Genomic DNA, 22,363 nt, shown 5'->3' with positions numbered 1-22,363 from the left:
CGTCCCAACATTAATCGAAACGGCTTTTGAATATGTTTGGAAACTAATTACAGTTTACCGATCTCTTGAACTAAGTCAATGATTTTGTTTGAATAACCCCACTCGTTATCGTACCAAGATACAACTTTAACAAAGTTATCATTCAAAGCAATACCTGCTTTAGCATCAAAAATTGAAGTGCGTGAATCGCCTTTAAAGTCTTCAGATACAACTTCATCTTCAGTGTAACCAAGGATGCCTTTCATTTCGCCTTCAGAAGCTTCTTTCATAGCAGCTTTAACTTGCTCGTAAGTAGCAGGAGTTTTTAAGCGTACAGTTAAATCAACAACAGATACGTCTGCAACCGGTACACGGAAGCTCATACCGGTTAATTTACCTTTTAATTCTGGTAATACTAAACCTACAGCTTTAGCAGCACCGGTTGATGAAGGGATGATGTTTTGGTAAGCACCACGGCCACCTCTCCAGTCTTTAGCAGACGGGCCATCAACTGTTTTCTGCGTTGCAGTAACAGCGTGGATTGTGCTCATTAAACCTTCTTCGATACCAAATTTATCGTTTAATACTTTAGCAATTGGCGCTAAACAGTTGGTAGTACATGAAGCGTTAGAAACGATAGTTTGCTCAGCTTTCAGGCTTTTGTGGTTAACACCCATTACGAAAGTAGGGGTATCATCTTTTGCCGGTGCAGACATAACTACTTTTTTAGCACCTGCATCGATATGTTTTTGAGCAGTTTCCTGAGTTAAGAATAAACCGGTTGATTCGATAACAACCTCAGCACCAACTTCACCCCATTTAAGGTTAGCCGGGTCTTTTTCTGCAGTTACGCGGATGGTTTTGCCATTAACAACCAGGTGGCCACCTTCAACTTCAACAGTGCCAGTGAATTTACCGTGAGTTGAATCGTATTTTAACATGTAAGCCATATAATCCGGCTCAATAAGGTCGTTAATACCTACAACTTCAATATCAGGTCTTTCAATTGCAACTCTGAATGCCAGACGGCCGATACGGCCAAAGCCGTTGATTCCTATTTTCATGATTTTTTTTAATTTTTATTTGAATAGTACGTTAATAAATTATTGATAGGTTCTCTGATAATGTTACCGGCCTCTATGCCTGCTGCTGCGGTTGCTTCGCGAAGTTCCTCCTGAAAAATAGCGGCAACAGAACCTGTAAAATGTACAGGTGTGCCTGGATACTCGTTTTGTAAAGGCAGCAAATAGGTGTCGATCAGTAACTCAAAGCCCTGCTTTATCTTATTTTTAATGTAAGGGTCGGCATGGTTCTCTGTATAAAAATCTGTGAAGGAACTTAGAAACAGGGCAGGCTGGCGCAAACGGTAAACTTTTTCGAGAATAGTTTTACGGTCGGCATCGTAGCGGTGCTCAAACTTCTTTTTTAAATTTTCAGGCAGTGTTTCATTCATAAAAGCCTTTATCAATTGCCTTCCCAGCCAATTGGCCGATCCTTCATCGGCAAGTATATAGCCTAAACCGTAATTGTTGGGTTTAAGTTTTTTGCCATCATACCAGGCTGCGTTTGAACCGCTGCCACAAATGCAAACAATGCCGGGGCTGTTTTTGCAACAGGCAATAGCGGCAGCCAGCATATCGTGCTCAACAGATATTTTGGCAAATTTAAAAAAAGCAGACATTGATTTGTTAATCAAATCTTTTAATTCCGCAGTTGACGCGCCTGCGCTAAAAAAGTATAATCGCTTTACTTCTTCGGCGTGGTGTATGAGGTTAATGTTTTTATTAAGCAATTGCAGAATGTGCTTCTCATCATTAAACTGCGGGTTGATGCTGCTTGTTTTAAAAGACGCAATTGTTTTACCCTTGCTTGACAAGCGCCAGTCGGCTATGTGCGATCCGCTATATACTACTGCAATCATTCGTTTCTTTGTGTCAGATTGATAAGATCTCTACCATCTGCATCAAATCTTCCTCCAATTTGTACTCATGTACCATTAAGGCCTCTTCTAACGAGGTAAGCCTGACAGAATTACCTTTGAGGCCTGCCATTTTTTGTGTCTCGCCATTAATTAATCCTAAAACGGCAGCATAACCTAAGCGGCTCCCCAAAATACGATCGAAAGCACTTGGGCTGCCACCGCGCTGTAAGTGCCCTAATATGGTAACCTTAACGTCGTAGTTTTTAATTTCTTCTTTCACCATTTGGGCCACATCGTAGGCGCCACCGTGTTTATCGCCTTCGGCCACAATAACAATGCTTGATGATTTTTTATTGTGTTCGCCGGCTTTCAGGCTTGCTATCAGTTCGTGTATGGCGGTTTCTTTTTCTGGCAATAATATGGCTTCTGCACCGCAGGATATGCCTGCACGCAAAGCAATGCAGCCAGAGTCGCGGCCCATTACCTCAATAAAGAACAAGCGGTCGTGCGCATCGGCCGTATCGCGGATCTTATCCAGGGCTTCGATAACTGTATTGGTGGCGGTATCAAAACCTAAAGTATAATCGGTGCCGCAAAGGTCGTTATCAATGGTACCCGGTACGCCCATAACGGCTATGTCCGGATATTTTTTAGAAAAACGCAATGCACCGGTAAAGGTACCATCGCCGCCTATTACAACTAATGCTTCAATACCCTGCGCTTTAAGGTTGTTATAAGCTATCTCCATACCTTCATCGGTACGGAAAGGCAGGCAACGCGCAGTTTTCAGGATGGTGCCGCCGAGGTCGAGAATGTTACTCACCGACCGTGGCGACATGTCATACATGTTGTTATCAATTAAACCCTGGTAGCCTTGTCTTATACCAACAACATCAAGTTTATGGTAAATGGCGGTACGTACAACCGCTCTTATACAGGGATTCATGCCCGGGGCGTCGCCACCGGAGGTCAAAACAGCTATTTTTTTTATTTTACTCATGTTTTCAGGTATCCCGGAAAATTCGCCCTAAGATAATGTGTATATTCAACACGATGTAATTTTTATTTATTTTTTTCCATTTCAAAATTACAACTATATTTAAATCCTTAATAAAACCTAAAATAGTTTGGAAGTTAAATTACCTGAATTCGATTCCGTCTTTTCCATTGACTGTGTAATATTTGGCTTCGATGCAGGAGAGCTAAAGATATTACTAATTGAGCGTAATGAAGAGCCATTTAAAGATTGGCTTGCATTGCCCGGTTATATTGTGGAACAAAACGAAAGTATTGACACCGCTGCAGAGCGTATATTGTACGAGCTAACCGGCTTACGCGATTTGCATATGGAGCAGTTTCATACCTTTGGCGAGGTAAACCGGCACCCGCAAGGGCGCGTTATTACTGTTGCTTATTATGCATTAATACGCATAAATGGCCAAAAAGAATTGAGGCCGGTAACGCAATATGCCAAAAAAGCATTCTGGCACCCGGTAAATGAATTACCCAAACTGGCTTTTGACCACAGCGAAATTTTTAAAACAGGCTTCAACAAAATTCGCAGGCGGTTGAGCTATCAGCCGATTGCCTTTGAACTGCTGCCCGAAAAGTTTACGCTTACGCAACTGCAAATGCTTTACGAAGCCATTCTGAATAAAAAGCTGGATAAGCGCAACTTCAGAAAAAAGATGCTGAGCTACGGTTTTTTGAAAGAGCTGGACGAAAAACAGAAAGGCGTATCATATCGTGCGGCCAAGCTTTATAAGTTTGACAAGCGTAAATACACCAAAATATTTCAGAACGAACTGACTACGGTAGAGAGTTAAAACCAGGGTAACTGAAACAGAAAAAGGCGTTAATGTTAATTAACGCCTTTTTTATGTGGTATGATTTTTTAATCTTATAACTGGCTTGGAGAAAGCTCCAGGTGGTATTTTACCAGGCTATCTATAGGCGAGCGGATGATGTTACCCACTACCATGCCGTTTTCTGTAACCACTTCTTCCAGCACGTTGCGGAAATTGTAACCCACAGAACCGATGCAGTTAAAGGTATATTTTTTATAATCAGGGTAATGAGTTACCAGGTTACGGAAAAAGTCTTCGAATGAGGTACGTACCAGGTTGCGTGAGTATTCGATGTGTACATTGTTATCATAAACAAACTTGCTGAAGCTTGCGCAAAAACGGTTTGCTAATGGTTGTGAGTAAACACGATCGTTAACCTCGTCTGGCGTAAGTTTAAAGGTTTCCCAAAACAAGCTGCGTACAGCTTCTGGCATGTAACCTCTTAAATAATCAACCAGTAATTTTTTACCGATGTAGCAACCGCTGCCTTCGTCGCCCAAAATGTAAGCGCCAGAGTCAATATTGTGGGCAATTTTTTTACCATCGTAAATGCAGGAATTAGTGCCTGTACCTAAAATAGCGGCAAAACCTTCGTTGTTGCCAAGTAAAGCTCTTGCAGCAGCCAGTAAATCGTGGCCTATGTTAATTTTTGCTTTGGTGAATACCGCTTTCATGGCCTCCTCAACAATTTTGTTTTTCTCTGGTACAGAACAGCCCGCACCGTAATAGTTAACCTCTGTAATTTGGTCTTTTTCAAGATCAATAGGTAAGCTTTCGTTTAGTGATTGAATGATGTACTCAGTACTTGCAAAATAAGGATTGTAACCTTCAGTATTAAAGTAAACTTTTTTACCTTCTTCTGTAACCAAACACCAGTTTGTTTTTGTTGAGCCGCCGTCAGCGATGATTATCATGATAGTATTTTATTTAAAAATCTGTTAAAAGTATGATTTACTAATTGTAAAAAAAACACTTTGTACTTTTTTTACGTAAAACCCTTAACATTTGATTAACAATAGCCCTTCTAATGATTAATTAGGGCATATATGAAATTAGTTTTTTTATTAAGCCCCAGGTGTTATACAGTGTAAATTTTACACTGTGCGTAACAAAAGTAACAACTTTACGATGTTGTGGGTTTGTAAATAACTTTCTAAAAATAATAAATATTCTGGTTTATAATTTAACGGTAGTACGTATTAGTTTATTAATGCAATTAATTATTTTTATGCTATGAACAAGCGAAATGGTTCACTTGGGGTAGGCCTGGCTCTTGGTTTTGCATTAGGTTTGGCCATGCGCAGCGTTGGTTTGGGTATAGCTATCGGAGTAGTTTTCGGGGTTGCGCTGGATGGGCTATATTCAAGAAAAAAGAAGGACGGGCAGTAAGCGTCATCAAAAATTTAATATCATATACCCTGTTGATGCAACCGCAAAAATAACTTATTGTGGCGTAGTGGGCTTTACAGAGATAACGCTATCTACCACAAATACATTAACCCCGCGCCACGGCAAAGTATGCAGGTACTCTTTATAATGTAATTCCAAAAAAGCACCGGCACTTCTATTCAGCTGATCTGCTACTTTTTGATCAGTAACAGAAAAAGAAAACTCGTTAGATTGTATAGTACTGGCTGGTGAGCCTTTAATGCCTGTTTGTATCAGCTTGCCTTCATAGGTTTTAAACATATAGCCTTTGTGTACAAAATAGTTCATCGTCCCGGCTTTGGTACCATCGCCAAAAACAAAATAATAGCGGTAATAAAATATACCACACAATACCAGGATAAGAACAATTACGATGATTGGGACTATTTTGCGTTTCATGGTTTTATTACATTTGTTAGGACAACAACAATAATAATCAAAAAATGTAATTGCTGAGATGAATTATAATTTCATCTTGCTTGTAAGTAGTTGTATTAAGTTTGTTGATTGACTTGAGATTCTTGTACCTTCCCTTATAAGTACAAAATTGTTAAATTTATTAGATCTGCCTTTCCTTCAGATAACTTGTCAAATGCAGAGCAGTCACAGTCAAGGTGAGCATCTTCATCAAGGAATATGATGCCGATATTATCATCAATAAGCACTTTGAAGTAAACCGTAATTTTAAGGTTACGGCTGCCTTGTTGTATTATAGGTGTACTATCAATGTACTAACATTGCACTATCAAACAGCAGTTTTACAATATGCTTCCGCAACCCCGAGAAACCAAAAAAGCCTTCTAACTCATCGTTAAAAGGCTTTACAAAGTGATCTCAATTGGATTCGAACCAATGACCTACTGCTTAGAAGGCAGTTGCTCTATCCAACTGAGCTATGAGACCAGCGCAAGTATTTTGCGAGTGCAAATATGAGAATAATGTGCCTTTAAAGCAACTATTAAATCACATTTCGGTGTATTGGGTTTAAAGAATAGGCAACGGGAGATTTACATAATCCTTATTTGGAGTAAAATGGCGTTAAAACTGAACAATCTGTATAACGTTTACACGCATAAATAATATAAATTTACTGTCATTTGTATTGAGCCGGGACTTTAAAAAATACGAAGGCCTTGCGAAAGCATCTATAAAATATGGATATGCTTTACTTGCCGGGCAAATGTGTAAATTGGGGGATACATTTGGTGTTAATGATTATGAAGTTTTTATTGCTTACAATAAGTTTATTAATGGCTTGCCATTTGGCAAATGCTCAGGTAGCTCCTGTAATATCAAAAGCCTCGGACGGCAAAGCCGATTCTGCTGCAGGCAAAGTCATGATCCGTGTCTGTATGCCCAGTAAATCAGCTTTGTTGCAGCCTCCGCCATTGTATGTAATAAAATCTAGAAATGAAGAGTTTAAAATGAAAAGCACTATCGGCATGAGTTATATTGAACCGGGTGCTATAAAATCAATTCTTGTTTTAAAAGATTCTGTCACCACAAGTAAGTACGGTGCAGAAGCTAAATACGGGGTTATATTAGTTACTGTTAATGATGACAAATATCCCGATTTGTACAATAAAATAAAAAAGGCATCAAGACAAGGGAACTAATTTATTCATTGCATTTTTAATCCTTCATTAATACGCCGGTTCTTCGTGCCTCATTTAAAACCAGCTGCCAGTTTAAATATTGCGGATTTTTTGCGGCTTGTTTAATGGTTGTTAAATAGCCCGGGTCGAAGTAAGCTGCTAATGATAACAGGTAAATGCCGTTTTTAGGTTCGAATAAGGTTCCCGCTTCATAGCCTTTTTCGTGGTTCTCGGCCCGTTTTTTATCAAAAGGTACAGTACTCTTTACAAACTCGCTGTGCGTTTTTTCGCCGTTCATGTAAGGGATCATAAAGTCGGCACATTTTTTAATGGATGCGCCTTTGGGCGTTTGGTGCTCGAAATAGTTTTTGCCCGTGGCGCGGTATAGCGCAATGCAGGTAACTAACAGCGGCTCAATATCGTAGGTATGATAATGGAAGGCATCGCGCTCAATAAAATCGTGCGTGGTACCATCGGCATTAAGGTTTACCGCCAGTTGCTTTTCTAGTTCGGTGGTAATGTAGTTGTCGTATTTGCTGGTGTGCAGAGTGTAAGCAATCAGCGTTATCATTTTTATACGATGCGAGTTCCAGTTGTTAATGGCTGTACCCTTGCCCGGTTTGGCAGATATACTGTTTACTTCAGAATCAGCAATACTAACAAACCATTGGTCGATCAAAGTTTTATTTTCTGCGGACAAACTATTCCTTAACAGGTCATAACCGGTAACCATATCCTCGAGTTTGGTCTCGTCTATAGGGTCGCCGGTTGCTTTGTTGGTTTTGGCCCAGGCTATTAGAAATTCAGTTGCTTTATCCATGTATTTTTTTTGTTCACTGATGCGATAAGCCCAAGCCAATGCATATACTTTATAACAATCCTGTACTGCTTTTAAGCTGGCTGTTTTGGCCGGATTACCTTCCAATAAACCCTGCGATGTTATTTTTTCAATAGGGTTCGGCTCCTCTGTTAATGATTTATCTGCAGCAGACTGGAGCGGTTCGTAAACCTTTTGATAGGCTTCATCTTTGGCTATCATAGATTTTAACTTTTTAAGTTCGTCTTTATTCAGACTCACTTCCTGCGCTTTTACATTCATAATAACGACGATAAACCCAACAGCAAACAACAACTTTTTCATCAACAGAAATTAATAGCCAAATGCTTTTTTAATACCTAGTTCTAAACCGCGTAATTCGGCCAGCCCGCGTAAACGGCCAATTGCCGAGTAGCCAGGATTGGTTTTTTTATGCAGATCGTCCAGCATTTTATGCCCATGATCGGGGCGGAAAGGCATGGCAAGATCCTTGCGGCCCTGGCTTATGCGTTTTTGCTGTTCTTCCAATAAAGCTTTCATTACGGCATACATATCTACGTCGCCTGCCAAGTGGTCGGCTTCGTGGAAGTTGCCGTATTCATCGCGCTTGGTGCTGCGCAGGTGAATAAAGTGGATGCGGCTACCCAGGCGCTCAATCATGCCCGGCAAATCATTATCAGCATTTACCCCAAATGAACCTGTGCAAAAGGTTAGCCCATTGCTGTGGCTATCAACGGCATTATATATGTCTTCAATATCTTGTTCATTGCTTACCACACGGGGCAGGCCGAGTATAGGGTAGGGCGGGTCATCCGGGTGGATGCACATCACTACACCGGCATCTTCGGCAGTGGGTATTACCTGTTGTAAAAAATGGGCCAGGTTTGCTTTTAATTCCTTGGGGCCAACTTCATTATACGAAGCTAAAACCTTTAGAAATTCTTCCAGCGTATAACCCTCCTCAGACCCCGGTAAACCAGCTATGATATTTTTTACCAACAGCTTTTTAGCCTCTTCGGTCAGGCTTTCATAATAAGTTTTTGCTTTAGCGATAATGATGTCGGTATAGCTTTTTTCTGCATTAGGCCTTTTTAGTATCAGCATATCAAATGCAGCAAACGAAGCCAGATCAAAGTTTAAAGCGGTCGAGCCATCGGGCATCGGGTAATCCAGGTCGGTACGGGTCCAGTCAAGCACGGGCATAAAGTTGTAGCAAACGGTGTTAATACCGCATTGGCCCAGGTTGGCTAAACTTTGCTTGTAATTATCAATGTATAGCTGGTAGTTGCCGGTACGTTTTTTAATATCCTCGTGCACGGGTACACTCTCCACTACCGACCAGCTAAGGCCGGCTGCTTCCACTATTGCTTTTCTTTTCAGGATCTCTTCAACCGGCCATGTTTCGCCGTTGGGTATATGGTGCAGGGCGGTAACAATGCCGGTGGCACCCGCCTGTTTTACGTCTGCTAATGAAACCGGGTCATTGGGGCCGTACCAGCGCCATGTTTGTTCTAAACTCATCTTTATAATCGGTAATTAGTGCTTTGAAACGAAGATAACTTACAAAGCGTATTTTTCATTGTCTGTTTGTATAAAATCCCATCTCGCGGGGCTAAACGAATCAACCAACATACCCGCTTCCAGGCAAACACAACCATGTACGGTATAAGGCGGTACATAATAACCATCGCCTTTATTGATGATCTTTTTAGTGTCGCCAATCGTCATTTCAAAAACGCCGCTTTCTACATAGCTGGCCTGTGCATGCGGGTGGCTGTGCGGTTCGCCCACGCCGCCTTTTTCAAACTTTACTTTAACCAGCATCAGCTTATCATCATAGCCCAATACCTGGCGCTGTACGCCGGGCCCGGTAGTTTCCCAGGCGGCTTCGCCCTGCTGAAATAAATTGCTTTGTATCATGTTCGTTAATTCTTTTTTCACCCGTTAAATACGGACTTCATTTTCATTTTTAAAACAGGCTTAATAACCCAGCGGGCTTATGTTTATGTTGGTTTCTATGTCTTTTTTCAAACCATAGAATAGCCAATATTACGATGTATTGCTGTTAACTTAGTTATAAAGCGGCTATATTTTTACGCAAACGTTTGAGTAAAATAGCGTTTTTGGAGTCGCGGTATACCTCCGATAACGTTTGCGTAGAAATAACAATCCAATTGTTTTTAATTAAACGGCCATAGTTGTAGACTTGCTAAACCATTATAAAGAAGTTAAATCTCTTAAAGCAGTATATCTTGAAAGTATTACATAGCGTACATCCCGACGATTTTAAAACCTATCAGACCGCATTGATCCGTGAGCGTTTTTTGGCAGACGGAATTGTAAAGGCCGATGAGATCAATTGTGTATATACCCATTACGACCGGATGATTGTTGGCGGTGTAAACCCGGTAAGCCAACCTATTGAACTGGAGAACTACGCAAATCTGCGTGCCGAATACTTTCTGGAGCGCCGCGAAATCGGGATCATTAACGTGGGTAATGGTGCCGGTACAATAACTGCCGATGGTGTACCATACGATTTAAACAAACTGGATTGCCTTTATATTGGTAAAGGAGCCAAGCAGGTAACTTTTGCTGCTAAAGATGCTGCCAACCCGCCTGTATTCTATTTACTATCGGCTCCGGCGCATAAAACATACCCTATCACTTTAATGACTAACGAGCAGGCCGTTAAAGTGAATGCAGGTGATATAACCACCGCAAACCATCGTACCATCAATAAATATATTCATCTGGAAGGCATACAAAGTTGCCAGCTGGTAATGGGCCTAACCATTTTACATGGTGGCAGCGTTTGGAATACCATGCCGCCGCACGTGCATGACAGGCGGATGGAAGCCTATTTTTATTTCGATGTACCCCAAGGCCAGCGCATATTCCACTACATGGGCGAGGGTACAGAAACCCGCCACATTTTGATGGATAATTATGATGCGGTGGTTTCGCCGCCATGGAGCATTCACTCGGGTGTAGGTACGGCAAGCTACAGCTTTATATGGGGCATGGCCGGCGAAAATTTAGACTATACAGATATGGATGCCTTAAGCATCCCCGAAATAAGATAACCTAAACCTTATCACATTTAAACACTAAAACAACAGAAAAGGGAATAGAATAAAAAGTCTATGATGGAAAAGAGATTACAGGACTTAAGCAAGGAAGAAATAGGTCAATTATTTCCTGTTGAAATCAGCCCTTATAGCAAAAATTGGCCCGATCTGTTTGAAAAAGAAAAAAACTTGATTACTGATACGCTTGAACCGGGCCTGTTTTCCCGAATAGAACATTTTGGGAGCACCTCTGTACCAGGACTTTCAGCTAAAGATACCATTGATATTTTAATGGAAGTAGATTTTGAAGAAACAAAGAACCAAAAGCTCATTCAACAACTACAAACTTTAGGGTATGAGTTTAACTGGCAAAATGAAGGTCGTGATCCCCACATGGTATTTGTTAAAGGATACAATATTTCAAGTCCAAAAGATCAAACTTATCATATACATGCAGGCCCCCAAAATCATCCGTTATGGGATAGGCTACTTTTCAGAGATTATCTTATTGAAAATCCTCAAACTGCAAAAGAATACGAACAATTGAAGCGCAAACTATCCGCAAATTTCAAACATGAAAGAGTTGCATATCGCATTGCAAAAACAGAATTTGTTAAAGAAGTTACCGATAAAGCTAAACAGGGATTGTAAAAGTTATTTTTAGAGGAACCTTAATTACATTTAAACAACAAGATTTTAACAAGTGGAAAATAACTATTCATTAAAAGGTAAGGTAATTGTAGTTACCGGCGGCACAGGTATACTGGGCAATTCGTTTGTGAACGGCATTGTAGAGGCCGGTGGCGCAGTTGCTATACTTGGCCGCAACAAACAAGTGGCAGAAGAGCGGGCCGATGCAATTAATAAAAACGGCGGCCAGGCCATTGGCGTAGTTGCCGATGTTTTAGATGAAACTGCATTACAGGAGGCTAAAGCAACCATATTAGCAAAGTTTGGCCGCATAGATGGCCTGGTGAATGCCGCAGGCGGTAACATGCCCGAAGGTGTTTTACAACCCGAAGATGATATTTTTAAAATGAACATAGACGGGATGAAACGTGTGCTGGATGTAAACCTTTGGGGTACTTTAATACCTAGCCAGGTTTTTGGTGAGGCTATAGCCCAAACCGGCAAAGGCAGCATCGTTAACATATCGTCCATGAATTCTAAACAGGCGGTTACCAAGGTATTGGGTTACAATATGGGTAAAGCAGCGGTTGATTGCTATAACCAATGGTTTGCCGTTGAACTGGCTAACCGTTATGGCGATACCATCCGTATGAATGCCTTAGCACCGGGCTTTTTCCTTACAGAGCAAAACCGGAGCCTGTTAACCAAACCCGAAGGTGGTTATACCCCACGCGGAGAAGCGGTGATCAGGAAAACGCCTTTTAAACGCTTTGGCCGGCCGGATGAGCTGATTGGTGCACTGGTTTGGTTACTGAGCGATGCATCTGCCTTTGTAACAGGTTCGATGATATGTGTAGATGGCGGCTTTTCAATTTTTAGTGGCGTTTAAATTTTATTACATTTAAAAACCACTTAAACACTGATTAAAACATGGGATTACAGGTTGATGCTTCCGGCGCGGTTTTAACATTTGGCGAAATGCTGCTCAGGATTTGTCCGGATGGGGATAGTAATTGGCTGAAGGAAAATAACCTGCCGGTTTATGTTGGCGGTGCCGAGCTTAACGTAGCAACGGCATTGGCCAAGTGGGAAATTGAATCGAAATACTTTACAGCATTGCCGGCCAATGGCATGTCTGCGCAATTGATCGGGTACCTGCATCAGCGTAACATTGATACCTCTGCCATTTATCATGGCGGCAGCCGATTAGGCTTGTTCTTTTTAACCAAAGGCAGTGATATGAAGCACGATGCCCTTATTTATGACCGTGCTCACTCGGCCTTTGCCGAACTGAAGCCGGGAATGATTAACTGGGATGAGGTTTTGGCAGGCGTGAGGTGGTTTCACTTCAGTGCCATTTGCCCGGCACTAACACAGCAAACGGCAGATTTGTGCGAGGAAGCACTAATTGCAGCATCGAGGTTGGGTATTACCATCTCTGTTGATATGAACTATCGTGCCAAATTGTGGCAGTACGGTAAAGACCCCAAAGAAATTATGCCGCGGTTGGTTAAGTATTGCGACCTGATTATGGGTAATGTTTGGGCAAGTGAAAAAATGCTCGATATCCCGGTAACGCCTGATGTGAGCGAGTCGGGCCAGAAAAGCCTTTATCTGAAATCTGCCTTGCTGAGTTCGGAAGAGATCATGAAACAGTATCCGAAATGCAAAGCGGTGGCCAATACCTTTAGGTTTGATGGGGGGAAGGATATCAATTACTATTGCGCATTGTACACCGACGGACATTTGTACCACTCGGCCGAATACCAGACCGATGCCATGATTGATAAGGTAGGCAGCGGCGATTGCTTTATGGCCGGGTTAATTTATGGTTTCTGTAACCAGCTGGCAGCGGTTGAGGTGTTGGATTTTGCCACTGCAGCCGCTTTTGAAAAACTATTTATATGGGGCGATGCCACAACCAGCACCGTTGAACAAATTAAAAATGCAATTAAGTATGAAAACTAAGCAGGATATTTTAGATAGCATTATTACCCAGGGTATGCTGCCGCTGTTTTATCATAAAAGCGAAGAGGTAAGCCTGGATGTAACCCGCACGCTGTACAAAGCAGGCATCCGGGTTATTGAGTATACCAACCGGGGTGAGGCTGCGCTAGAAAACTTTAAGGCCCTTGTGCGCCTTCAAAAAGAAGAACTACCGGATCTTATTTTAGGTATCGGCACCATAAAAACTACGCAACAGGCTACAGACTATGTAGAAGCCGGAGCTCATTTTTTAATATCGCCGATAGTGAGCCCCGAAGTTGCCGCTGTTGCGCTTAAGCACGATTTGATGTGGGTGCCCGGTTGTATGACACCGACCGAAATACACCAGGCGCAGCAATTTGGTGCGCAACTCATTAAAATATTTCCGGCCAATATTTTAGGGCCGGCGTTTGTGTCATCAATTAAAGAACTATTCCCCGGCCAGCTTTTTATGCCGACTGGAGGCGTGGAGCTGGAGCACGAGAATATTTCGGGCTGGTTTCATGCAGGTGTGTGCGCAGTTGGGATGGGAAGCAAACTGATCACTAAAAATGTACTTGAATACAAAGAATACGACCAATTATATACAGAAACCTTGCGGGCATTGCAAATAGTGCAGTCGGCTAGATAACCAACCTAAAAATTATGGGAAAAAGTAATGTAGGCAAATACAGATGGGTAATTGCATCTCTTCTGCTGTTTTCTACTACAATTAATTACATGGACCGGCAGGTAATTAGTTACCTCAAAGAGTTCTTCTGTTCGCCTGTGGCAAGCGGGGGCTTTGGTTGGAGTAACATGCAATATGCCAACGTTACTTCGTTTTTTACGGCATTTTATGCCGGTATTACCATCGTAGCCGGTTTAGTTATCGATCGTATAGGCACTAAACTGGGCCTGGCATTCTCACTTATTATCTGGTCGGTTTTTGGTATGATGAATGCTTTTGCCGGTAGTAGTGTGGTATTGCACGTAGTTATCCGCAGTTTGTTTGGTTTGGGCGAGGCAGGTAATTTCCCGGCATCCATTAAAACCGTGGCCGAGTGGTTTCCTAAAAAAGAGCGCGCGTTGGCTACCGGGATCTTCAACAGCGGATCGAACATCGGTGCCATGATTGCCTCTTTATTTGTGCCCTGGTGCCTTGGGTATTTTGGTACAGAGCATGGCTGGAAGTATGCCTATTTAATTACGGGTGCCTCGGGTTTTGTGTGGTTAATCTTTTGGTTTTTATTGTATAACCCACCCTCAAAAAGTAAGCATTTAACTCCCGAAGAATATGACCATATCCATAGTGATGACCTGGTTATGCACGTGGCTGCATCAGAAGATGTGGCTGTGCGCGAAAAGGTATCATGGTGGAAGTTATTTAGATACAAGCAAACCTGGGCGTTTTTTACAGGCAAATTCCTGACTGATGGTATCTGGTGGTTCCTGCTGTTCTGGCTGCCCGATTATCTGAAGAAACAATTTGGGATGACGGGCCACGAAGTTATGCTGCCAACCTTTATCGTATATGGCACAGCTATTTTTGGTAGCGTGTTTGGTGGCAGTATCCCCATGTTTTTCATTAACAAAGGTATGGAAGTTTACAAAGCCCGGATGACGGCTATGCTCATGATTGCCATTGTGCCCATCAGCCTTTTATCAACACAATATTTTGCTAACAAAGCCACCTTTGGCGACTCAGCGGTAATATTTGCGGTAGCGGTAATCTGTTTGGGTGCGGCGGCGCACCAGGCATGGTCTGCCAATTTGTTCACCACTGTATCAGATATGTTCCCTAAAAAAGCAGTAGGCTCTGTTACCGGTATTGGTGGCATGGCCGGCGGTATTGGTGGCGTACTGATACAACAGCTGGCCGGCCGGTTAACTGATTTTTACAAAGCAACACCACATATTGCTTATGGGGTTATGTTTATGGTTTGTGCCTTTGCCTATGTTATTGCATGGAGTATTATGAAGCTGTTGGTGCCAAGGTTTAAGCAGATTGATTTGTAGCTTACCTGAGCCCTTTTTTGAGCATGTAACTAAGTTTTTTTATCTTGTGGCACTGCTTTAGCAAATTGCGATTGCAAGCTTAAGCGGGGAGGCCACTATGAACTTTAATGCGATAACAATCAGGGATATTGCGAAAGCGTTAAATCTTTCTGTATCAACAGTGTCAAAGGCGCTTCGGGATAGTCATGAAATTAGCGAAAAAACTAAAAAGCTGGTTTTAGCCTATGCCAAAGAAAATAATTACCGCCCAAATCCTATTGCGCAAAGCTTAAAACAAGGTTCAAGTAAATCTATCGGTATCGTGGTATCCACCATCGAGAACCAGTTTTTTTCGCAGGTAATTAACGGTATCGAGTCGGTTGCTTATAATGAGGGTTACAACGTCATTATCACCCAAACGCATGAGTCGTATGACCTGGAGGTTAAAAACGTTGGCCACCTTACGCACCGCTCTATCGATGGGCTGTTGATCTCTATTTCTACCGAAACCAAGGATATTGAGCATTTGCTAAGGCTACATAAGCAAGGCTTGCCAATCGTATTTTTTGATCGCGTGAGCAACGAGATAGAAACCCACAAGGTAATTGCCGATAATTATATGGGCGGCTACAATGCCACCAAGCACTTAATAGCATCGGGTTTCAGAAAGATAGCTCATATTACCAGCCCGCCTAATATTTCTATTACACAAGAGCGCCTGGCAGGTTACCACCAGGCATTGGCTGATGCCGGGATTAAACTACCCGAAAATTACGTTAAATATTGCCCGCACGGGGGCCGGGATGTCAGCGAGATTGAAAACGCGCTGAACGAGTTGCTGAATATGGACCCCAGGCCGGATGCTATTTTTACTACATCCGACAGGATCACCACCACCAGTTTGTCCCTGCTGTACAAGCTGGGTATCAAAATTCCGGATGACATTGCTTTGGTCGGTTACTCCAACACCAGCATGGCCGATGTTTTAAATCCGCCGCTTACTACCGTGTCCCAACCCGGTTTCGAAATGGGGCAAAAAGCTACAGAAATGCTGCTAAATCTTATTGCCAGCAAACACCCGGTTACAGAATTCAAAACGGTGGTGCTACCTACCACCTTAACTATACGAAAGTCCTCTATAAAGGGGTCATAACCTGCATATACTTTATTACTTATTTAAGTAATAAAAACGAAAACGATATCGTAAATAAATACAGTAAAGGGTTCAGATCTGTAGGTAATCTGTTAGTTTTGATCGGGCTGATGGTCGAAAAATAGTAGGCCAATTATAAGCACTGCACACCTTTAAAATTATTTACATGATACATAAACTATCTGTCGGTACACTGTTCGTATTGCTCACTGCTTGTAGTATGAGCTTTGCCCAAACGGTTACGCTTGATTATTATTTCAACCATGAAACCCGTACTCAAGATGGCATTGCCCAAAGGTTTCATTACCTGTGGGAAGATAAAAGCAATACGGGTTTTTCTATCTGGGGCGATATCTTTAAACAAGCCGGCGCAAATTTAAATAGCCTTGATGCTGCCCCAACCGTTGCTAATTTAAAAGGTACCGCTGTTTACATTATTGTTGATCCGGATACTAAGAAAGAAAACCCACAGCCCAACTATATCAGTAGCCAGAATGCCGATCAGATAGCCGAATGGGTAAAGGCAGGTGGCGTGCTGGTGCTAATGGCTAACGATAGCGCCAATGTAGAGCTGCCGCACTTTAATATACTGGCAGCCCGTTTTGGGATGCACTTTAATAACGATATGCAGAACCATGTAATTGATGATGCCCATTTTGCTGATGGTGCTGTGATGATGGTTAACAACCCGATTTTTAAAACCGTAAAAAAGGCTTTTTTAAAAGATGTGTGCAGTATTGAATTAAAGGGAAAAGCACAGCCTGCTTTTAAAGCTGCAAATGGCGCAGTAATAGCAGCAGTTGCCAAATATGGCAAGGGTACCGTGTTTGCCGTTGGCGACCCATGGCTGTATAACGAATATGTAAACGGCCGCTTACCGGCAGGTTTTGACAATGATAATGCCGCCCGCGACCTGGCTAAATGGTTGTTGGCACAAGCGGGCACTAAAAAAATGAACAGTAAATAAACATCAATGCTTTATCAAATCTTTAACGGGATAGAAGAGTAGAATTTTGTGCCGTATTGATTAGCAATGATAATTTAGCAGAATTGTTAGAGCACTGGCATCGGCCTGCCAAACTACGCATAGTGAAAATTACGCATGAAGGGATCAAATAGGCAGGTTATCCGCTCATCTGTTTGAATTGATGGTTTCGCTCAACAAATAATTGTTTCGGGGGTTTGTTTTATAATTAGAAGATAGGATTATGGCAGATTTAGCAAAGCGGTTCCCCGAAAATCCATTATTACGCCCGGCGCATGTGCACCCAAGTGCGGCAGGCATGCAGGTGATCTGTTTGTTAAATCCCGGTGTGTTTAGGTTCGAAGGCAAGATCTGGCTGATTGTGCGTGTGGCCGAAAATACAGCCGCCAAAGAAGGGATGATCTTAATCCCCGTGATTAATGAGGAAGGTAAAACATCTATCATCGAAATACCCGAAAAACACCCCGAACTGATTAACACCGATGCCCGGGTGCTGCGGTTTCAGGGATTGGATTATCTTACTACGTTATCGCATTTGCGACTACTTTGCAGCGATGATGGGATCCATTTTCACGAACCAGAAGGTTATGAACCACTTTTTGGCAAAGGCATGCTGGAGGCTTTTGGTATTGAAGATTGCCGGGTAGCTTTTTTGGAAGGTAAATATTGGCTCACTTATACAGCAGTATCTTCAAATGGGGTAACGGTTGGTTTGCGTACTACTACAGATTGGAAAACGTTTGAATCGCACGGTGTAATATTTCCACCGCACAATAAAGACTGCGCTATTTTTGAAGAAAAGGTAAACGGAATGTTTTATGCCCTGCACCGGCCAAGCAGTGTTGATCTGGGCGGTAATTTTATCTGGATTGCCGAATCGCCGGATGGGATACACTGGGGTAACCATCAATGCATCGTAAAAACCCGTAAGGACCATTGGGACGATGCCCGGGTGGGGGCAGGGGCAGCACCCATTAAAACAGATAAAGGCTGGCTCGAAATTTATCATGGCGCCAACTACAAGCATCAGTATTGCCTTGGAGCGTTGTTACTAGATTTAAACGACCCTAAAAAAGTAATTGCCCGCAGTAAAGACCCTTTAATGGTGCCCACAGAAGATTATGAAACCAGCGGCTTTTTTGGTAATGTGGTATTTACCAACGGGCACATTGTTGATGGGGATACAATAACCCTGTACTATGGCGCAGCTGATGAGTTTGTATGCGCTGCCAAGTTTTCAATAGCTGAAATCTTAAAAACGCTTAACGTATAGCCATTGTATTACCGATGATTAATGTTTTAATAGCAAGGTTATAAGCTCATAGAAAAAAAGGAAAAGCCGTTTTAAAGGTAGTATTGATGGTTATGCTACATTCTTTGTGGAGGCATTGGGCAACATAAAATTGGTTTTCATGACGGCTTAAATGATGACCCTGTTACGGTTCTGAATACTATAATGTGTGTAGATAATTCTGCTATACTTTCATGTCAAACCATGCGCCATATAACATAAGTGCCGAACCCAAAAACCATATGATGGCAACTATTTGCCTTATTAGGGGGCGCCTGGTAACAAAAAATTTGATGGGTTGTCTGCCTAAATTTTCAGCATTGTTTTTTTGATGAAAAGAAGCCATGCCATCCAAGCCGGCTTGGAATAGTTGGTTAAATAAATTGATCATCGATAAAATTACAAACGAAAAAAAGACTGAGAAAATGCTATTTGTAAATACCTGGCTGGGATTAAAGTGAATTAGGCGTAGGCCAAAAGCAACAAAAATTATTATAATACAGGCGGCAGGTATAGTCAATATGAAGGCCCTGATAAGGAAAGACCTACCGGCTTTTTTAGCAAAATAAAACAAAAGCCAGAAGTTTAGACTCACAAAAATTAACCAACCTAGAAGTTTCATCAGTTAAATAAATATATAATCAGTTTCCTGATAAAAGGGGTCCGGGTTTACAATTTCCATATCATCAGCTTCGTAGGTTAACGCAACCGCTGCGCCAAAAATAAGGTGGGCAATAAAAAGTTGTTTGTAGAAATTTTTCAGATTAACACCCGGCGGGTTTGGGTGGGCTTTAAAAGTAGCCTGCCAAATAGCAATCCCCGTTAAGCCGCCTAGCGAACCCATTAGTAAGGCATTTGCGAGCGTTGGCCTGGTTTTTTTTAGTTGCAAATATTTGTCGTAAGCACCTGTAAATAATATCCCTATGCCCAAGTGCGAGGCCCATCCGGTAACCATGGCCGTTTGTTTTTCGAGCGGGGTAACCCTGTTAAGTAGTTGGCCCAGTATGGAAGGTTCGAGATAATTGCTTTTAGCTGCCTTTGTAACAGCATAACTAAACAATGTCATAACCGCTGTACCTGCGGTGCCTGCTGCAAATATTTTTTTAAAATTCATAGTGGCTTCTTTGTTTTTAAATAAAACGTGCCATTTGTTTAAATGTTCTTATAGCGATTAGGAATATTTTGAACTCTGGCTTTAAAGCAAAAGATCCCTGCCACAACATCGCGCAGCAGGGATCTAAAATCAAATATATCGTTTAGTTTATTTTTGTGCTGTGTTGAAATTTAGCAGTGCGGGCATCTTTTATTACGCCTTTCCAATTCAGTCCGTAGGCAAAGTCATAAACATGGCCTTCGGCATCTTTGTAGCATTTCATATCCAACGGCAGGTCTTCGGCCTGTTGCTCAACGGTTGCCATATCTGCAGGCATTTGTAGGGGTAATAAGCCCGATGGTTCTGTGTTGCCGGTCAGGATATCCAAAACAGCCTGGTCTTGCACACCAAATTGCACCAGCAAGGCATTTGCGTTTTGCTCAAACTCACCAAATACGGTGGCATTATTCATCATTACAGATACTATAATCGGTTTACCCTTCATTTTGGCGTAAGTATCGGTAACCATATTTAAGTCGCTGGTATTGATGGCTGTTGATGTTTTACCCTTGTAACTACGGTTAGTAGTTTTTTCGAGCGGATCGCCGCCTGCTATGCTGGTTGCACGGGCACCTGTGGCCGTGTAAGGTTTGTATTGTAAGCTGATAGGCAGGTAACCATTGCCGCCATTCTTAGCGTCATCGGCACTGTAACCACCTTGCGATGCCGGGCTGTTAATAAACACCAGTGCATAATCGGCTTCGTCCGGATTTTCAGTTACGTTAAAGTATTTTTTAACCACTGCCATACTCACCGGATAATCCAATTTCTCCGGGTAAGGGATGCCTAAAAAGTTTTTGCCTGCCGGGGTAAATTGTTTAGGGATGTAAACGGTTTTATTTTTGGTAAGCGGTAACACATTGGCTTTGTTTTTCAGCATTACAATAGACTTTAGCTGGGCATCGTAACCTGCCGCCATGTATTCAGCTTTGCCCACGGTGGCCTGTGTTTCATCCGTATTCAGGTAAGGGTTTTCAAACAAGCCAACCCTGAAAATATTCTTCAGCAAACGCACGGCCGATTGCTCAAAACGTTTGCGCATAAACGCTTCACCATACTCTTTAACGCCCATCTTGTAAGCCGCAAGTACCGGTGCTGCATCGCTGTTGCCCCCAAACTGATCTACGCCGGCCATTAAGGCTTTATAATGACGTTGGTCCACGGTTAGTTTCTCCACACCCCATGATTTCCCCGACAGGAATACATCAACTGCAGTTTCATCGGCAGTAACCAGCCAGTCGGTACATACCACGCCATCGTATTTGTATTTGCCGCGCAGCATATCATTGATGATGTATTTATTATAGTTGTTACCAACGTTCTCGCCGTTTTTGGTATCCTGGGCATAAGAGATGGTATAGTAAGGCATCACTGCAGATGCCATACCGGTTTTACCTTTCAGTTTAAAAGCACCCTCGGTAAACGGCACCACATTTTTTTCGAACTGATGCGCCGGATAAACCGCATACTTACCATAGCCATAATGCGCATCGCGGCCACCCTCGCCACTGCCGCCGCTTGGCCAGTGTTTTACCATAGCGTTCACGCTGCTGTATCCCCAGCCCCCGGCTATTTCTTTGCTCCCTTCGGAGGTTTGGAAACCATCTATATAAGCCCTGGCCATATCAGTTGCCAGTTGCGGGTCTTCGCCAAAAGTGCCGCTTACGCGCCACCAGCGTGGCTCGCTGGCAATGTCAACCTGTGGCGATAGTGCGGTGGCAATCCCAAGTGCCCGGTACTCTGCTGCGGCGATATGGCCAAAGCCTTCGGTTATATCTGGGTTGAAAGTTGCGGCCATACCCAACGAGCCGGGCCACATAGAAATTTGCCCGCCTGCGCCGGCATTAAATTCGGCCGAGGCCACAATACCGTGGCGAGGGTCGGAGCTGTTATTGGCCGGGATCCCCAAACCAATACCTTCGGTGAGGGCTTGCATATTGTTGTTCCATTCGGCAGCAATGGACGGCGATTGTACGGAGGTTACCAGTACATGCCTTACATTGTCCTTAGTTAAAAAATCAATTTGCTGATCGGTCAAATCAGATGGTTTTGCGCCGCTTTCGGCAAACGCTTTACCGTGATAGGTGCCAGTAAACGGGCCTGCCGGTGGGGCAGGGATGGGCTGATGGCGGCTGTAAAGCATAAGCCCGGCAATTTGTGCAACGCTCATCTTAGCGGCAAGGTCTTTAGCCCGTACGTCGAAAGGTAAGCGCCAGTCTTCGTACTTATCCAGCTTGCCGTTCGTGTTCAGATCTTTAAAAGCCAGGCCATCAACCGTTAAAACTTTAACGCCCGAAGCCGGCGAATAACCCAGCGTTTGCCCGCCCTGATTTTTTACTACAGTGTAAGCACCTGCAGGTGTGCTGGTGTATTTTTGCTGTGCATAAGCAATTGGGGTACCCAGCATAGCCATGATAAATACGTACGAAGGAAGTTTCGTCTTCATAATAATCAGTAAATTGGTTAATGTTATTGGTTTGAGGGTTGGTTTGAAACCCTAAATTTATTGATATTAGCCACAAAACGTACG

Annotated in this window: 22 protein-coding genes and 1 tRNA gene; 12 read left to right on the top strand and 11 right to left on the bottom strand. The window is 42.7% G+C overall.

Features of this window, described 5'->3' with window-relative positions; genetic code table 11:
* Positions 1-47: 47 nt before the first annotated feature.
* From gap to pfkA, 3 genes are read right to left on the bottom strand one after another with little or no spacing between them, the layout of a single operon-like run.
* Positions 48-1,043, bottom strand: coding sequence for a type I glyceraldehyde-3-phosphate dehydrogenase (gene gap, locus RG47T_RS15020; protein ID WP_074490231.1), 996 nt, complete (start codon positions 1,041-1,043; stop codon positions 48-50).
* 8 nt (positions 1,044-1,051) lie between these two features.
* Positions 1,052-1,900: a hypothetical protein gene (locus RG47T_RS15015; RefSeq protein WP_074490230.1), complete on the bottom strand. Its 849-nt coding sequence runs from the start codon at positions 1,898-1,900 to the stop codon at positions 1,052-1,054.
* Positions 1,901-1,913: 13 nt separating this feature from the next.
* Complete coding sequence (gene pfkA / locus RG47T_RS15010) at positions 1,914-2,900, bottom strand: 6-phosphofructokinase (protein ID WP_074490229.1); 987 nt, start codon at positions 2,898-2,900, stop codon at positions 1,914-1,916.
* Positions 2,901-3,027: 127 nt separating this feature from the next.
* Between pfkA and RG47T_RS15005 the strand changes: the two genes are divergently transcribed.
* Positions 3,028-3,726, top strand: a complete 699-nt coding sequence (locus RG47T_RS15005; RefSeq protein WP_074490228.1) for an NUDIX hydrolase — start codon at positions 3,028-3,030, stop codon at positions 3,724-3,726.
* Between the two features lie 74 nt (positions 3,727-3,800).
* Here the strand turns inward: RG47T_RS15005 and RG47T_RS15000 are convergent, their stop codons facing one another.
* Positions 3,801-4,661, bottom strand: a complete 861-nt coding sequence (locus RG47T_RS15000; RefSeq protein ID WP_074490227.1) for an N-acetylglucosamine kinase — start codon at positions 4,659-4,661, stop codon at positions 3,801-3,803.
* 319 nt (positions 4,662-4,980) lie between these two features.
* Between RG47T_RS15000 and RG47T_RS26120 the strand changes: the two genes are divergently transcribed.
* Entirely contained in the window at positions 4,981-5,136 is a 156-nt protein-coding gene (locus RG47T_RS26120) for a glycine zipper domain-containing protein (RefSeq protein ID WP_171972538.1), read from the top strand.
* A 54-nt stretch (positions 5,137-5,190) separates the two neighbouring features.
* Here RG47T_RS26120 and RG47T_RS14995 read toward each other — a convergent pair whose 3' ends face one another.
* Together RG47T_RS14995 and RG47T_RS14990 are read right to left on the bottom strand one after the other, a co-directional pair.
* Positions 5,191-5,574: a hypothetical protein gene (locus RG47T_RS14995; protein WP_074490226.1), complete on the bottom strand. Its 384-nt coding sequence runs from the start codon at positions 5,572-5,574 to the stop codon at positions 5,191-5,193.
* 430 nt (positions 5,575-6,004) lie between these two features.
* Positions 6,005-6,078 (bottom strand) — tRNA-Arg (locus tag RG47T_RS14990).
* 251 nt (positions 6,079-6,329) lie between these two features.
* Between RG47T_RS14990 and RG47T_RS14985 the strand changes: the two genes are divergently transcribed.
* Complete coding sequence (locus RG47T_RS14985) at positions 6,330-6,791, top strand: hypothetical protein (protein WP_074490225.1); 462 nt, start codon at positions 6,330-6,332, stop codon at positions 6,789-6,791.
* A gap of 16 nt (positions 6,792-6,807) precedes the next feature.
* On the opposite strand, the gene RG47T_RS14980 is transcribed toward RG47T_RS14985, so the two are convergent.
* From RG47T_RS14980 to RG47T_RS14970, 3 genes are read right to left on the bottom strand one after another with little or no spacing between them, the layout of a single operon-like run.
* Positions 6,808-7,911 (bottom strand): alginate lyase family protein, encoded by a 1,104-nt coding sequence (locus RG47T_RS14980; RefSeq protein ID WP_083627421.1) that lies wholly within the window; start codon positions 7,909-7,911, stop codon positions 6,808-6,810.
* Between the two features lie 9 nt (positions 7,912-7,920).
* Positions 7,921-9,108 carry a mannonate dehydratase gene (gene uxuA, locus RG47T_RS14975; protein ID WP_074490223.1) on the bottom strand — a complete coding sequence of 396 codons (1,188 nt, stop codon included), beginning with the start codon at positions 9,106-9,108 and terminating at the stop codon, positions 7,921-7,923.
* A gap of 39 nt (positions 9,109-9,147) precedes the next feature.
* Positions 9,148-9,507, bottom strand: a complete 360-nt coding sequence (locus RG47T_RS14970) for a cupin domain-containing protein (RefSeq protein ID WP_074490222.1) — start codon at positions 9,505-9,507, stop codon at positions 9,148-9,150.
* Between the two features lie 332 nt (positions 9,508-9,839).
* On the opposite strand from RG47T_RS14970, the gene kduI reads away from it, so the two are divergent.
* From kduI to RG47T_RS14925, 9 genes are all read left to right on the top strand, one after another.
* Positions 9,840-10,673, top strand: a complete 834-nt coding sequence (kduI, locus tag RG47T_RS14965) for a 5-dehydro-4-deoxy-D-glucuronate isomerase (protein WP_074490221.1) — start codon at positions 9,840-9,842, stop codon at positions 10,671-10,673.
* 60 nt (positions 10,674-10,733) lie between these two features.
* Positions 10,734-11,309, top strand: a complete 576-nt coding sequence (locus tag RG47T_RS14960) for a GrpB family protein (RefSeq protein WP_074490220.1) — start codon at positions 10,734-10,736, stop codon at positions 11,307-11,309.
* 52 nt (positions 11,310-11,361) lie between these two features.
* Entirely contained in the window at positions 11,362-12,177 is an 816-nt protein-coding gene (locus tag RG47T_RS14955; protein WP_074490219.1) for an SDR family oxidoreductase, read from the top strand.
* Between the two features lie 41 nt (positions 12,178-12,218).
* A complete protein-coding gene (locus RG47T_RS14950; protein WP_074490218.1) occupies positions 12,219-13,256 on the top strand; it encodes a sugar kinase in 1,038 nt (345 codons plus the stop codon).
* Positions 13,246-13,905: a beta/alpha barrel domain-containing protein gene (locus tag RG47T_RS14945; protein ID WP_074490217.1), complete on the top strand. Its 660-nt coding sequence runs from the start codon at positions 13,246-13,248 to the stop codon at positions 13,903-13,905. The genes RG47T_RS14950 and RG47T_RS14945 overlap by 11 nt, the downstream gene beginning before the upstream one ends.
* 14 nt (positions 13,906-13,919) lie before the next feature.
* Positions 13,920-15,272, top strand: a complete 1,353-nt coding sequence (locus RG47T_RS14940) for an MFS transporter (RefSeq protein ID WP_074490216.1) — start codon at positions 13,920-13,922, stop codon at positions 15,270-15,272.
* Between the two features lie 97 nt (positions 15,273-15,369).
* Positions 15,370-16,404 carry a LacI family DNA-binding transcriptional regulator gene (locus RG47T_RS14935; RefSeq protein ID WP_074490215.1) on the top strand — a complete coding sequence of 345 codons (1,035 nt, stop codon included), beginning with the start codon at positions 15,370-15,372 and terminating at the stop codon, positions 16,402-16,404.
* A 166-nt stretch (positions 16,405-16,570) separates the two neighbouring features.
* Entirely contained in the window at positions 16,571-17,371 is an 801-nt protein-coding gene (locus RG47T_RS14930; protein ID WP_074490214.1) for a DUF4350 domain-containing protein, read from the top strand.
* A 241-nt stretch (positions 17,372-17,612) separates the two neighbouring features.
* Positions 17,613-18,662 (top strand): glycoside hydrolase family 130 protein, encoded by a 1,050-nt coding sequence (locus RG47T_RS14925; RefSeq protein WP_074490213.1) that lies wholly within the window; start codon positions 17,613-17,615, stop codon positions 18,660-18,662.
* Between the two features lie 643 nt (positions 18,663-19,305).
* On the opposite strand, the gene RG47T_RS14915 is transcribed toward RG47T_RS14925, so the two are convergent.
* Both RG47T_RS14915 and RG47T_RS14910 read right to left on the bottom strand, forming a co-directional pair.
* Positions 19,306-19,794 carry a hypothetical protein gene (locus RG47T_RS14915; RefSeq protein ID WP_074490211.1) on the bottom strand — a complete coding sequence of 163 codons (489 nt, stop codon included), beginning with the start codon at positions 19,792-19,794 and terminating at the stop codon, positions 19,306-19,308.
* 142 nt (positions 19,795-19,936) lie between these two features.
* Positions 19,937-22,279, bottom strand: coding sequence for a glycoside hydrolase family 3 protein (locus tag RG47T_RS14910; protein ID WP_074490210.1), 2,343 nt, complete (start codon positions 22,277-22,279; stop codon positions 19,937-19,939).
* Positions 22,280-22,363: the final 84 nt, after the last annotated feature.

This window comes from Mucilaginibacter polytrichastri, from assembly GCF_001911425.1.
GTDB classification, from domain to species: domain Bacteria; phylum Bacteroidota; class Bacteroidia; order Sphingobacteriales; family Sphingobacteriaceae; genus Mucilaginibacter; species Mucilaginibacter polytrichastri.
This window is presented reverse-complemented; position numbering and strand designations above follow the sequence as displayed.